We start from the raw sequence: 14,005 nt of genomic DNA, 5'->3' as shown, positions 1-14,005 counted from the left end.
AGATGGATAAACCTGTAAATGATGAATTAGGGTTCTCGGACATTATTGAACCATTAATAAAAGGCTGGAGGACGCTGGCCCTTGCCATTTTAATTGGCTCAATTTCCGGTGTCGTTATTTATTTTATGTCAGGCAAGTATTACCTAGCCACCTCCAATTTCATTCCTACTGTCACTGCTTCAAGTAGTCTTGGGGACTTGGCTGGCGTAGCTAAAATTGCGGGACTAAAAGTACCGGAACAAGAAGGTGGACTCTCTCCTATTCTATTTCCCAAATTGGTTAACAATGTTGAAGTAAGATTGAAACTTGCAGAGTTACCATTAATTCTTTCCACAGGCGACACTTCAACATTCAGAGACTATATAGTCAATGTTTATGAACCAAGTGTGCTGGGAAAAGTAGCCAAGTTGCCTAAAAAGTTGAAAAGCCTAATTGTACCAAGTAGAGAGTCTGAATCAATAGACCTATCCTTCATTAAACTTTCAGATGAGGACTTTATGGTTATATCAGAATTAGAAGAACGAATTAATATTTTAACTGAACAAGAAGACGGTGCGGTAACGATTGCTGTAGAAATGCCTGAAGCAATTCTAGCAGCCCAAATGGCAAAGCATGTTGAGGCCATGTTGCAACAAGCAATCGTTGATTATAAGACGACGGAAATAAGTAATGAATACGAATACATAGTTTCCACTCTTGAAAAGAAGAAAAAAGAGTTTGAAGAAGCTCAAGAAGAACTATCACTTTTTGCGGACAGGAACCTGATCATCACAAGTAACACAGCTAAAATTGAATTCGAAAGACTTGAGTCGAACCTGCGTATTAAAGAAAGAATCTATGATCAAATTCTAAATGAAAAAGAGCTTACGGAATTAGATCTAAATAAAAGTATTCCTCAATTCGTGGTTATAAAACCTGTAATAATTCCATATGAAAAAGCCAGCCCGAGTGGCATGCTTTATTTAATATTCTTTGGGACATTTGGCCTCTTAGTAGGCTCAATAATTGTGATGGCTCCTTTCTTCAAAAAATTTGTCGGATATTCCAAGTCTACGGAATGATTGTAAAAGATAGATGGCTGACAAATTATTACCATTCGTAGGGAAAAATTTCTCAGCAGTTCTAATCAGGTTAATTGGTGCTGCCTCTGGTATCTTATGTATCATTTTGATAAGCAGACACTACGGTGCAGACACATTAGGCATCGTATCATTTGCTCAAAGAGCGTATCAACTGATTCTTATTGTTGCTGTTTTTGGATTCAGGGAAGTCATTATTAAAGAATATCCTTCAACTAATATTTCCAAAAGAGATGAAGTCTTTGCTTCTTCACTTGGAATTGCAGCAATAACTGCCCTTTCAATTACAATCATAATTAATGTAATTCCAACTGAATTTATCGATGACATTTTTGAAACTCGAGACGCTGGAATTTTCATTAAAATTTTTTCGTGGGGTCTGACATTTCACATTCTGTCCAAAATCCTATCGTTTGTATTGGTTTCACTAAAAAAATTGCCTCTGAGTCTTCTACTCGATGGCGCACTAATAAACGGAATTTTGTTAATCCTTATGGTGTTTTATTGGCAATCTGTAAGTGACCTAAATTACTTGCACCTTGGTCTCATATTCCTTGCCAGTCGACTAATCAATTGGTTTTACGCCATTAAGGTGGCCCGAAAAAATGAAATCCGGCTATTTAAATTCAACTTTAAGCAAGAAATCCTAACCAAGAGTAAAAGCTTCTTTAGTATATCAGCACTTTATAATTTGATTCAGAATGTAGATCTGATTGTAGTCGCATTTTTCTTGGGTCCTGCAGAACTTGGAATTTATGCAGCTGCTTCAAGGATTTCTATCATAATAAAACTGTTGACTTTTGTTTTTAATACAGGGCTTATGCCGGAACTTCAAGAGGCTTACTCCGAAAGTAAAGACTGGAAAAAAGTCAAGAATGCAACATTTAGAAATGCTAAAGTTGGTATTATGGTAGGCTCTGCATTTATTTTAGTTCAATTCCTTTTTGGGAGGCAACTTCTAAACCTCTTTGGAGATGGTTTTGATGCAGGTTACGAAGTTCTAATTGTTATATCGTTTTGCTCTGTTTTACAATTTACTTTTTCTCCCTTTCAAGTATTTCTCAAAATGCTGGGTCATGAGAAAAAGCTGATCCAAATACTATTGAGCTGCTTAATATTGCTAATTGTTTCGTTAACAATAGGTACTATTAAGTTTGGGTTATTAGGTGCATCCATATCACTGCTCGTCTGCTTCTTACTCCTTTATGGATTAGAATTATTTACTGTTTTAAGAATTATCAAACAAAAAATCTAAGCCTTTGTCGAAAACTCATATCGCTTTTGTAGGAAGTAGGGGAATACCTGCCAATCATGGAGGTTTCGAAACCTTTGTAGAGAAATTGGCTTTATCTCTCGAAAATGAATTTCAAGTTACAGTCCTTTGCGAAAGAGATCAAAAAGGTAAATTTTCTAACCTCAAAAAGATATCGAACGTCTCCCTTAGGTATAGTATTTTCAATAAATCTAAGTACCCAAATTTATATATGCTAGACTCTCATTTGAGATGTCTAGACGCTGATATCATTTACTCTTGCGGGGTTCTTGGTTCCCTTTCGATGTGGATTCCTCAAATTTTTGGGAAGACTTATATCACAAATCCAGACGGCTTAGGATGGAAGCGAGATAAGTACAGCGGCATAAAAAAAATATTGCTTTCATTCTTATTCAAAGTTAGTTACACGTTAAGCAATAGAATGGTTTTTGACTCTGAGGCGATAAAGACGGTACTCTTTGAATCTTTCAGAAAGAGAAAAAACTTTAGTGTAATTGCCTATGGATCTGAACCAAACCAATTTGTTTCAGAAGCAAATCAAAATGATCAAATCAAAGAAATGCTTAAGAGGTATAACTTGAAAGATAAAGCGTACCATTTGGTTGTATCAAGATTAGAACCTGAAAACAACGTTCATCTAATTTTAGAGGGATATAGAATGGTGTCTAACCCAAAGTACCCGCTTATTATTGTGGGGAGAACATTAGATACCAAATACGTGAAAGAATTATTGAAGTATGAGAATGAGAATATTCGATTTATTGGTGGGCTTTACGAAGAGAATGAATTGAGCATAGCGCGTGCATCATGCTTTTCATATCTTCACGGACACAGCGTGGGTGGGACTAATCCTTCTTTATTAGAAGCAATGAACTCAACAAACTTATGCATCTGTCATGATAACGTATTCAACAGAGAAGTAACTTCAAATGATGGTTATTATTTTTCCACTGCTGAAGAGTTGAGTAAGATATTCTCAAAAGTTGAAGACCATGAGAACTTAAAAGAAGTAGAAGAAAAGAAAATTAAGCTAAAATCAAGGGCATTGGAATCATACTCATGGCCTGATATAACCTCAAAATACCAACAACTTTTTAGGAGTATCAAATGAAGAGAAAGCCATCATTCTTGATTGTAGGTGCCGTAAAGGGAGGAACAACTGCATTATATCACTATCTCAATCAGCATAAAGACATTTTTCTTCCAAAGTTGAAGGAGCCTAAGTTCTTCTCTACCCCAGCGATAGATTTTCCACAAAACGGAATAGGAGATCATTATATCGATCGATTTAGAGTGACAAGTGAAGAGCAATATTTGAAACTCTTTGGTGGCAGAGATGAAAAACTTATCGGAGAGGCAACTCCAGAGTACTTGTACTATCATGAAAAAGTTGCAGAATCAGTCTATGAGTATCTCGGGGACATTAAAATCATAATTTCATTAAGAAACCCAGTAGACAGGGCATTTTCTTCCTATACTAATTTGGTGAGAGATAGAAGAGAAAAGCTAACCTTCAGGCAAGGGCTTGACCAGGAAGAAATTAGATTGGCAGACAATTGGGATATGCTATGGGCTTACAAAAGAGCTGGTTTGTATTCAAAACAAGTCAAATCCTTCTTGGATAGATTCACGAATGTTCTAATTGTCAGGCAAGAAGACATGTTTGAATCTTCACTAAATGTTGTTCGGAAGGTATTGCATTTTTTGGAAGTTGATGAAAATGTAGACTTTATGGAAAACCAGAGGTTTAACCCTTCCGGAATGCCTAAAAACAAACTTTCCTCTTTCGTTCTCAGCCGATCTAACCCTATATCACCTATTGTAAGAGAACTTGCCAAACATTTAATCCCAAGGAAAGTTTTAGAAAGAGTTGCAGCTTCATCAATCGCCAAATTGAAGATTGATGAAGGAAGTCGCAGTTACCTAAATAGCTACTTTAAAGAAGATATTTTAAAACTTGAGGAAATTACTGGCCAGAAGTTCGATTGGTTAAAGTAATTTTGATATACTACCAATTCCGCCTGATTAAGAATTTATGAGAATCCTTACATTCGATCTAGAAGAATGGTTTCATATTTTGGATGTAGATGCATCCAGAGATATTAATAACTGGCACTCTTTTGAAAAAAGAGTGGAGTACAATACGGAAGTATTGCGCGAAGTACTCAACCAATACAATATCAAAGCCACCTTCTTTTGCCTTGGTTGGGTAGCTGAAAAATACCCTGAGCTTATTAAAAAACTCCATAAAGATGGACATGACATTGGGAGTCACGGATACTATCATCAACTTGTTTATAAGCAAAGCAAAGAAGAGTTTTATGATGATTTGACTAAATCGTTGGATGTTTTAGAAAATATTATCGGCAATAAAGTAACGATGTATAGAGCTCCCGGATTTTCGATCAATTCAGAATCACTATGGGCTTTTGATACATTAATGGAGTGTGGCATTAAAGTAGATTGTTCGCTAAGACCATCTATACTGGCTAAAGAATTTGAAGGCTTCGATCCCAATAATTTTAATGGAATTTATTATTTAAACCATAAGGGTCAAAAATTAGATCTACTTTATGTTAATAGCCTAAGATTTCTAAACAAAGAATTGTTCCTTTCAGGGGGTGGATATTTTAGACTTTTGCCGACTGAAATATTCAAGCGATGGACAAATAACAGTCAGTATTTTATGACATATTTTCATCCAAGAGATTTTGATCCTGATCAGCGGACATTACCAGGACTTTCAGCAATGAGAAGATTTAAAAGCTATTATGGTTTAGCCTCTTCTTTGGATAAACTAAAAAAAGTCCTTGGGCAATTTGAGTTTACTTCTATTAGTAATGTCTTAGAGCGACAGGAAATTATAGAGCAAAAAGAATTGACGTTGAAAGGATCTGAAGAACTTTTTACAACGTTAGCTCGGGCGCAGGCTTAGAATTGGAAGTAAACAAACTGCTGAGACTCCCCTGCAAAGGCCCCGAGAGTCACAACGAGTAATATGTAACAAATCCAACGAACCGTAGTAGTCTGCTTTTCTACCATTTTCTCTATGGCATACTGATTTTCTCTCCCATTCCATTCGATTACCAGAAAAGCTAATATTAAAATCAATGTTAATAATGATTCTGGATTGAGTATTGAACCGGATCCGTTTCCTACAGCCAGTCCTCGATAGTACGCTAGCACCCCATCCAAATCTTTGGCTCTAAAGAAAATATAGGTAATACAAAGCGACAAGAATGTCTTTGAAATACGCCAAGAATCAATCAGTGTTGGAAACAATCTTCCTTGCGAGGCTACACCTGAGTACTTCCCTCCAATTTTCCAGGCAATAGATGGCAAAAAAAGCAAACCATTCAACGCCCCCCAAATTATAAAGTTCCAGCTTGCTCCATGCCACATTCCACTAATGATAAACAGAAGCATAAAGTTTCTGATCTTTTGTTTGCCCCCTCCTACTGCAATATAGAAGTAGTCTCTAAACCAAGTTGATAGACTAATGTGCCATCTTCTCCAAAATTCTGCGTAATTGCGTGAAAAGAATGGGTAAGCAAAATTTTGAGAAAGGTTAAAGCCAAAAAGTCGTGCACTTCCAATCGCTATATCTGAGTATCCTGAAAAATCTCCATAGATCTGAAATGCAAAAAATATCATTCCTATCCAGTGAGATGGGCCATCTAATCCGCCACTCCCAGAAAAAACCTGATTTACGATAGTTGCACAATTATCAGCTATCACAACCTTCTTGATAAGGCCCCATAAAATTTGACGTAGCCCATCTTCTACATATACTCTTGAGAATACTCTTACGTTTTCAAATTGAGGTATTAGCTTTCTTGCACGCTCAATCGGGCCAGCTACGAGCTGAGGGAAAAAACTAACATATGCGGCAAATACAATGAAATCATTGCAAGCTTTCATTTTTCCTCGATAAACATCTATGGTATAACTGAGCGTCTGAAAAGTGTAGAAACTAATGCCTACCGGAAGAATAATATTGAGCGATGAAACATTAGGTGTAAAACCTAACATATTGCTAGCATCAATAAAACTTTCAATGAAGAAGTTTGAATACTTAAAAAATCCAAGCAGCAAGAGGTTAGCCCATACACTGACCGCTAGAAAGTACTTTTTTCTTTTTTGGTTGTCTGTCTTAGAAATTTCGCGGCCCAAAAGAAAATCCAATACGATACTGAAGAAGATTAAAAGGAGAAATCTCCAATCCCACCAACCATAAAACAAACAACTAGCCCCTAGTATGAGAAGATTTTGTCGTTTAATGCTCTTTTTCAATAAAAACCAGTAGACGATAAATATCAGAACTAAGAAAATGCCGTATATGATCGAGTTAAATGCCATTTACTTCTTAATCTTTCTTTTAATTTCCTCTCTTAGTTGTTTTGAATAGCGTTCGGATCCAGCCTTATTCATATGTGCTTGATCAAACGAATAATCGAATAAATAAGCAAATGAGTATTCCGACGGGCTATGTGTATCTATCACTATATCTGCTAAAACTGAATTTTTGATAGGCATTAATTCCATATATTCAATTGGCGATAACTTGGGAGGTATGACTATGAAAAATTCTATCCCTTTAGAATCAGCGATTTCCTTAAAAATCAAAAGTCGATCAAGGTGGGCTTGGTTAAATGGATTGTTTGCAAATTCGTCTGCATTAATAGCGTCTAGCTTTTGCAATGTGAGTGTGGCTGTGTCACTCAAAAAGCTTTTTCTTCTCGATTGAATTATTTTGTTATCTAGCACCTCTTTGTCGAGGGTATAAAAACCCAAATCATTCATTGGGTGGAAATTGAAGCCAAAATAGGATCTCGTACCAATAAGAATCGTTTTGATTTTTTTAAGCGAAAAAACATTCTCTTTAAAAGATTTTAAATACTTATTTCTTGTTGATTTTTTTAAATCATTCGGCCAGGAGCTCTCCTCTATATAAGAAAGACTATAGTTTAAAATATTAGGGTTATTCCAATGATATCCTCTTAGAAGTTCTAAATTCTGTCGTTGCAATGTATCTAGCATGCATAATTCCAGCGCCATAACCTTCACCTCACCTGAATCTAATTCTTCAATGAAATTTTGAAATAAATAATATAATTCAGGGTTAATCGCTGCGGGAATTCCAAAATTAAAAAAATCGATATCTTCTATATCCTCACTAAGTATGGATGGATCTACGTGCCGAAATGAACGACTTGATCCAAAAACAATACTGTTGGCTTCACTTTTAGTCCAAATTTTTTCTTTCTGTAGGAAGTATGTTGATGGAAAGTAATATGGAACAATTGCTTCAGTTGCCACTTTCACAATTGCAATCAATAAGAGGAATAACAGTACTTTCCGAATAAAAATTTTCATACTAAATGAGTAACTATTACTTACTAGTTTTTTGAGGGTAAAAACTCAAGATCAAGCAAAAATTCATAGATAGTTTTTATTGTAGATTTATAGCTTTCGGAATTTGGATTGTTAAAAAAACCATGTTTTTTGCCTTCATACTCAATTAATTCAATGCTATTCCCCACAGACTCCATCTTCTGCGTGAACTGCCTTACTTCTTCAATTTTAATAAGTTGATCTTCCGTTCCTGTCATGATTAATACTGGGGGTGAACCTTTATTTACATTGTGGAACGGCGAATGTAACTCGAATTTATTATCAAAAAAGTTTGAAGCATAGGTTTTTGGTCCAGTATTTATCAATGGGTTAAACAATATGATCGCATTTGGACCTGAGGATGTCGCTTTATCATTCAATTGATTATCATATGCACTCAACATGCTACTCCCAATTGCGAGGTAGCCTCCTGCAGAACCACCAATTGCCACTATTTTATTCTTATCCAAATTCAGGACTTGAGAATTTCTGCGAAGATATTGAATGGCTTCTTTAGCATCTATCAACGATTCTATCGGATTGAATTGATCACTAGTTTGTAAACTATATTGGACCAAATAGCACTTTGCCCCCTTTGAAGCTAGGTAAGTAGCTTGATTTCTAAACTGTGAAGGATTCCCTTTTATGAATCCACCTCCATGAAAAAAGACGATACCACATTGTAAAGCATCGTTATCTCCAGTTGAGATCTCAAGCATTTTCAAACTTCTTCCATTGGACGTTTTATAAACAAAAGTTCTTTCGGTAGGAGTCTTACAACTTAAACATAGATAGCTGGCTATCATGAAAGTTAAAAGGCTAATATATTTATTGCTTGAGTAGGTCATCATATATTCTTAATATAGACTGATAGTGCGAATTACTATCAAATTTAGTTTGCAAATCCTTCAAACCTTGCCTACCCATGGCCAGTGCCTTGCCACTTCTTTCAGAATACAAAAATTCAACCTTATGCCTTAACTCATCTTCATCGCCAGGATTGAATAACAGTCCATTTTTATCATCCGTGATAATTTCTTGAATACCGCCAATTCGTGATCCAATCACAGGTTTAGATTGAGAAAAAGATTCAAGTATTGTAAGGCCAAAAGTTTCGGGCCAGATTGACGGAATAATTGAGGCAATGGCAGAAGAAATTTCATCAAAAAGCTCTTTACCTTCCTTAAACCCTACAAGATCAATGTTCTTAGCATCTTTGTTTTTTAGCGTATCCTTTATTTCAGATTCCATTGGACCAGCGCCAATAATCTTCAACCTTATATGTGGTAAATTTTCGAATGCAGCGAGCAGAGTTCCTATACCTTTTGACTCATCAAGCCTGCCGAAATAAACAAAGCAATCTCCTTTTTGATGGTTAGACGCAGCTTCTACTTGTGTATCAATAAAGTTATGTACAGTACTTATGCGATCGGGGGAGATTATTCCTGTCTCAAGAATCACATTTCGCTGGTAGTCACTGACAGCAATAAAGTGGTCTATGTATTTGATATCACCACCTAGCCTTGAAAAATAGGAATGAGTTGCTAGAATTGCAGACCTAACAATATTTCCATTCTTGCATCGATTAATCGCTGCTTTATAAAATTTCCTTCCGTTACAGTCAGTACAAAATTGATTATTTCTTCTTAATGTATAAACAGGGCATATGAGTTTATACTCGTGCAAAGTTTGAACGACTGGTATCTTGAATTTTCTGAGTGCTTGTAATATTGAAACCGTCAAATTCCCATAATATATATGTAGATGTGCGATATCAGGATTCTCATGCTCAATTAAAGACTCAAGTTTCCTCTTTGCTTCGTTGTTATAAAAAAGTTTGAATGGTTCCTTCCAGGGCTTGCTTTCTGAAAAAGCACCAGTAGGAAAGTAATGTTCGTGAGGTGTTGGAAGGTTGAACTCATTTTTTGCGGAAAAAGGAATGACCTCATGGCCGTAACGGCTTAGGAGTTTTTCTAGGCTAAGCATATATTTATCGGACCCACCCCGAAGCCGATAATGCCCTCCTATGTTTACTATTTTCAATTTCTTTTTAGCGCTAAATGTCTGTTGACCACAATTCCAGTGATGATCCAGAAAATTAAAATATTCGGTCTGAATTCAAAGAAAGCAGCGAAGATACTTCCAAAGGCAAATGCATATGCTAGAAACCTTCCGTAAACCGCGATAAACCTATAAGTGTCATTGGTTTCGTTGTAATAAACAGATTTAGAAACTGTATATATCCGAATCAAAATACCGGCGAGCGCAAATACTCCAAAAAATCCAAAATGTGCTAAAGTATTAAACCAATAAACATCTTTGAACGCTGAGTAAACAAGAATTCTAACTGGTGCGCCTTCCTGCCAAAGGTTGTATCTGGCATCATATTCATTAGGCCCATATCCAAAAAATCTCAGATTCAACACACTCGTTGTCCCTACAACCTGCATATACCATAGCCTGTTAAGCTTTGCCTGGGTCTCATAATATTCTGAATCGAATGCTTCTTTCAATTCATCTATCGGGCTTTCTATCTCATCTTCGGATTTTTTAACCTGATTCAATTTATCTACCGCCGAGCCAAAACTTGAAATTCCATATCCAAAAAGAACCAACGGGACCAGAATAACTGTAATACCAGTTGTCAGCTTAAAAAGATCCTTTCTTGCTCCAGTAAAGTTGGCAACTAAAGGAAAAGCTAGGATTAGTAGAAGCACAGAAGATCTGTTGTGAGATAGCGTATTACCTAACAAAAGAAATAATAGTGACAAAACGATGATTTTGCTGTTTCTCTTGGGGTCAAATAACTCCATCTTTCGTTGGTAGAAAACCAAACACATGAGTAGGCCACATGCTATTGCTATAAAGACTCCGAATTGACCATGCATAGACATTGTTCCGACCATTAGCCCTGGCTTCAATTCTTCTTCTTCTTTAAAACCCCTTACAACATCTCCGATATCAATCACATCCCGAGGAAGCCAAAAACTGGAAAGACGGGTTTCAACAATTTGTTGGTATAAGCCAACTGATACTTGAAATACACCAAGGATAACGATCATTTTTATAAGACCCTTTACCTGCTTTTCATCAAGTCGTAGATGAATCACTAAGTAGTATGCAGAAACATATCTGAAGAAAATTCTTAATTTGACAATGTAGGGAATTAGATCAAAACCATTGATCAAGGAGGACATGGTCATTGTAAAAATCATAAGAAGAAACCATCCATCCAAAGGCGTAAGCCTCAGTCTCCCATGCTTTAAAAAATAAAGCATCATGACCCAAGCTGTCAGACCATATAATGCTAATTCTCCAGCAAATCGAGACAGACTAAATAAGACGTCATTTACTGGCAACCATTTAAGGATGAAGTCTTCCGAAATGAAAAAGAAGACCAAAATTGTCAATAGCGTAAACGAGTTAATCCGTTTCATAATCAAAGGCTGATTGAATCATATTAAACTCATCTTTTAAAAGATTAGGAACTTTTGTCGTTTTTGGGTACCTCTGAGAACTACTTATTTCATGATCCACAAAAGTCATCATTTTGGATTCTTTTGATAAACCTAAATAAGAAAGTATTCCATCAATCTCGCGTTCAGGTTCTTCACAAAGATCTTCATGACGAACTAAATGGAACCTCTTATTATGCTTTTTTACACAATACAGTAACTCACTCATGGTATACCACCATTCAACAATGCCCCTTTCTTTTTCGGAAATCTCCGCTTCCAACAAAGGTTTTAAATGCAACCTCTCCTTATTTGACAAAATGTCATTTACTAAAATATTCCATTTTCGATCATTCCTCCCCCACCAATTGGCACTTTCACTATGATCATGGTGTTTTTCAGACCATTCATGTATTGATTCAGCAACCGCGTGTCCATTTCTGGAAATAGCAATAAACTTTGCCTCGGGAAATATCTTAATTAATTCATCTACTCTAAATATTAATTCTGGATATTTATCAATCACGACAGGTGTGCCAGCGAGCTTTTGATACCAAGCATACACTTTTTTAAGCCTAGCTTTTCCCTTCACATTGTTTGATAATTCTGGCCTTACAAATGCTTCAGTTTCGGGAGAAGCATAACTTCCAACTAGATCCTCATTCCCAAACGAATAATGCCAAATAGCCTTTGGCTCATTCAAGTAACCAATTTTAGAATGCGCGCTCAATAGTTTCCCCAAAATGGTTGTACCACTTCTACCAATACCAACTAAAAATACGGGTGATATTTTTGAATTCAATACCGGGAAAAGATTAAATATTCTGAATCCAAAAAATACAAATGAATTGATCCAACGACCTTTAGTGGTTAATGGACGACCTTCAAAGACGAAGTAACTTAATAACCTCCGATAGACAGCCAAAAAGCCTAGTTTGATATAATGTCTATTAATTTGGGCAATCATAGCTATTCCATATATCTGATAAATTTCTTCCCTGAATCATATCATTCAGTTTATCATTGGCCACTTGGTAATAGTCTTGTAAATGTTTCAAAGTAGCTGGATCAATTTCAGGGGTATTGTCCTCCTTTCGAACATTAAGTTTCATGTAGATCGGATCGAATTTTTTCTTTAGAAGTTGGAGCAACTTATGCAATCCTCTATAGCGATGTGTTTTAGTTCTAACCTTGTACCGAATCACCTTGTAAAAATTATGAATTTTCCCACTTCTCATATTCAATGAATTGTTCGCAACATTGAACTTATAGTCAGCGAAAAAATTTTCATCAAGACCCGCATCGCTGCACAACTGTGTCATGAACCCAGCAGGATCATTTTTTAAGTCTTCAAAAAAATATATTCCAATCTGGCTATCATCGAGATAATGCTGCCACTTTGATATATAGTCTATGTAATTACCATGTCTGAGCGCCAACATATGCTGCTTTTTCACATCCGCGGAACTTAAACCTCGCATCGATTTAACATAATCTTCAAATGAAGTTTCTTGGGGTATGAAACCATCTTGTTTAGCATACCTGTACCATGAAATCAGTCTCTCGATGGGATCTCTGAGAATAAAAATTATTCTCACTTTCTTGGCTAGCTCTTTTTTAAAGTTTTCAGGCGCATTTTCAGAGTATAAGTAGTCAGGAGTAGCTTCCATCTTAACTCCTGCATTACAATGCTCAAAGAAGTAATCAAATTGATTTAAACCTTCATATTGCTTGTGTGCTCTAACCGGATAGCTTTTTTCTAGCCAATATCGAGTTTCCTTTATCGATGAAGCACAGATCTCCGGATGATCTTTCAGATAGAAGAATAGCGATGTAGTTGCAGACTTTGTTGTGCCTCCAACAATTAAGTAACCATATTTAGTGTTCGTCACTTCCACAAATCGAGGTTTCGATTAATAAAACCACTAAGTTCTTTATTTGGTCCCGAATATCTTTCCTGTAGCAATTGCCTAGTTCGCGGATTCATGCTTGGAGGTTGATGATTGGATTTATTCCATTTTTTTATGGCTCCACCTATTGTCTTCCTAATTTGCTTAGGTACCATAACTTTTGATATCCGCTTAATGGAAGATTCTTGAAGAACAAGCTTATTGAGATACGGTATTTTAGATCTACCTCCTCTATTCTTAACTGAAGGCAGTTTTGATGGGGCATTAAGACCTAACTTTTGACACAGACCATCATAAAACTTCTCCTGATCAGCAATCATATCATCATACAATTCTACTATCACATTACTTGGATCAAAGTATTTGTATACAGTCTTCAATTGATTCGCATAAAGCCCTCTCGAAAAGTATGCGTTGTGTTTAACAAATTGTTCATTTTCTGAGAGTCTATTCTCTTCTAGTTCGAGAGCGGCTTCAAAGGAATTTTCATTTTCAAATCCCAACTGCTTTGAATACCAAAAATGTGAATATGCACGATCGATTGGGTTTCGAAGAATGACTATGATTTTGCAATCTGGATTGTGTTCTGAAAGTCGTTTGGCGGCTTCTTCGAAATACATAATTCCAACATTTTTCACAACTACTTTCTGTCCATTCCAATCTGGAAAATAACTACCAAATACGGCTTCATAGCCTTTTTGATATTCTTCGTTTTCTACAAAAAATGTGAATTCTTTCTGCTGATGAGAATAAAGGTTATCAATGCTACCAAGAAACCTAAGTACTGAAGTAGTTCCCGATTTCTGCGCACCAATTATTGCAATTTCAATAGACCTGTTATTCACTAAACCAAAATTAGATGAAAGGCTTGGATACTCCTAAAAAATGAAAGTT

The 14,005-nt window shown here is 36.1% G+C and carries 13 protein-coding genes; 5 read left to right on the top strand and 8 right to left on the bottom strand.

Annotated elements, in window-relative coordinates; translation table 11 throughout:
* Nucleotides 1-2: 2 nt before the first annotated feature.
* From ACY650_RS11820 to ACY650_RS11800, 5 genes are read left to right on the top strand one after another with little or no spacing between them, the layout of a single operon-like run.
* Entirely contained in the window at nt 3-1,061 is a 1,059-nt protein-coding gene (locus ACY650_RS11820; protein WP_462247727.1) for a hypothetical protein, read from the top strand.
* A gap of 13 nt (nt 1,062-1,074) precedes the next feature.
* Nucleotides 1,075-2,334, top strand: coding sequence for a lipopolysaccharide biosynthesis protein (locus ACY650_RS11815; protein WP_462247725.1), 1,260 nt, complete (start codon nt 1,075-1,077; stop codon nt 2,332-2,334).
* Between the two features lie 4 nt (nt 2,335-2,338).
* Nucleotides 2,339-3,463, top strand: coding sequence for a DUF1972 domain-containing protein (locus tag ACY650_RS11810; protein ID WP_462247723.1), 1,125 nt, complete (start codon nt 2,339-2,341; stop codon nt 3,461-3,463).
* Nucleotides 3,460-4,350 (top strand): sulfotransferase family protein, encoded by an 891-nt coding sequence (locus ACY650_RS11805; RefSeq protein WP_462247722.1) that lies wholly within the window; start codon nt 3,460-3,462, stop codon nt 4,348-4,350. Before ACY650_RS11810 ends, ACY650_RS11805 begins: the two co-directional genes overlap by 4 nt.
* Before the next feature lie 37 nt (nt 4,351-4,387).
* Nucleotides 4,388-5,287: a polysaccharide deacetylase family protein gene (locus ACY650_RS11800; RefSeq protein WP_462247721.1), complete on the top strand. Its 900-nt coding sequence runs from the start codon at nt 4,388-4,390 to the stop codon at nt 5,285-5,287.
* On the opposite strand, the gene ACY650_RS11795 is transcribed toward ACY650_RS11800, so the two are convergent.
* Genes ACY650_RS11795 through ACY650_RS11760 form a run of 8 tightly spaced genes read right to left on the bottom strand, consistent with a single transcriptional unit; the run spans nt 5,284 to nt 13,956 of the window.
* Nucleotides 5,284-6,711 (bottom strand): MBOAT family O-acyltransferase, encoded by a 1,428-nt coding sequence (locus ACY650_RS11795; RefSeq protein ID WP_462247719.1) that lies wholly within the window; start codon nt 6,709-6,711, stop codon nt 5,284-5,286. The genes ACY650_RS11800 and ACY650_RS11795 overlap by 4 nt on opposite strands.
* The gene (locus tag ACY650_RS11790; protein WP_462247717.1) at nt 6,712-7,728 is read right to left on the bottom strand and encodes a hypothetical protein; all 1,017 of its coding nucleotides are present in this window, start codon (nt 7,726-7,728) and stop codon (nt 6,712-6,714) included.
* A 23-nt stretch (nt 7,729-7,751) separates the two neighbouring features.
* Nucleotides 7,752-8,552: an alpha/beta hydrolase gene (locus tag ACY650_RS11785; RefSeq protein ID WP_462247716.1), complete on the bottom strand. Its 801-nt coding sequence runs from the start codon at nt 8,550-8,552 to the stop codon at nt 7,752-7,754.
* 22 nt (nt 8,553-8,574) lie between these two features.
* Complete coding sequence (locus ACY650_RS11780) at nt 8,575-9,789, bottom strand: glycosyltransferase family 4 protein (RefSeq protein ID WP_462247715.1); 1,215 nt, start codon at nt 9,787-9,789, stop codon at nt 8,575-8,577.
* Entirely contained in the window at nt 9,786-11,183 is a 1,398-nt protein-coding gene (locus ACY650_RS11775; RefSeq protein ID WP_462247714.1) for a hypothetical protein, read from the bottom strand. The genes ACY650_RS11780 and ACY650_RS11775 overlap by 4 nt, the downstream gene beginning before the upstream one ends.
* On the bottom strand, nt 11,170-12,168 hold the full coding sequence (locus tag ACY650_RS11770; protein WP_462247712.1) for a sulfotransferase family protein: 999 nt from the start codon (nt 12,166-12,168) through the stop codon (nt 11,170-11,172). Before ACY650_RS11770 ends, ACY650_RS11775 begins: the two co-directional genes overlap by 14 nt.
* The gene (locus tag ACY650_RS11765) at nt 12,152-13,099 is read right to left on the bottom strand and encodes a sulfotransferase domain-containing protein (protein WP_462247710.1); all 948 of its coding nucleotides are present in this window, start codon (nt 13,097-13,099) and stop codon (nt 12,152-12,154) included. The genes ACY650_RS11770 and ACY650_RS11765 overlap by 17 nt, the downstream gene beginning before the upstream one ends.
* The gene (locus ACY650_RS11760) at nt 13,090-13,956 is read right to left on the bottom strand and encodes a sulfotransferase domain-containing protein (protein WP_462247708.1); all 867 of its coding nucleotides are present in this window, start codon (nt 13,954-13,956) and stop codon (nt 13,090-13,092) included. The genes ACY650_RS11765 and ACY650_RS11760 overlap by 10 nt, the downstream gene beginning before the upstream one ends.
* Between the last annotated feature and the right edge of the window lie 49 nt (nt 13,957-14,005).

Source organism: Ekhidna sp. (genome assembly GCF_963691765.1).
Lineage (GTDB): Bacteria > Bacteroidota > Bacteroidia > Cytophagales > Cyclobacteriaceae > Ekhidna.
This window is presented reverse-complemented; position numbering and strand designations above follow the sequence as displayed.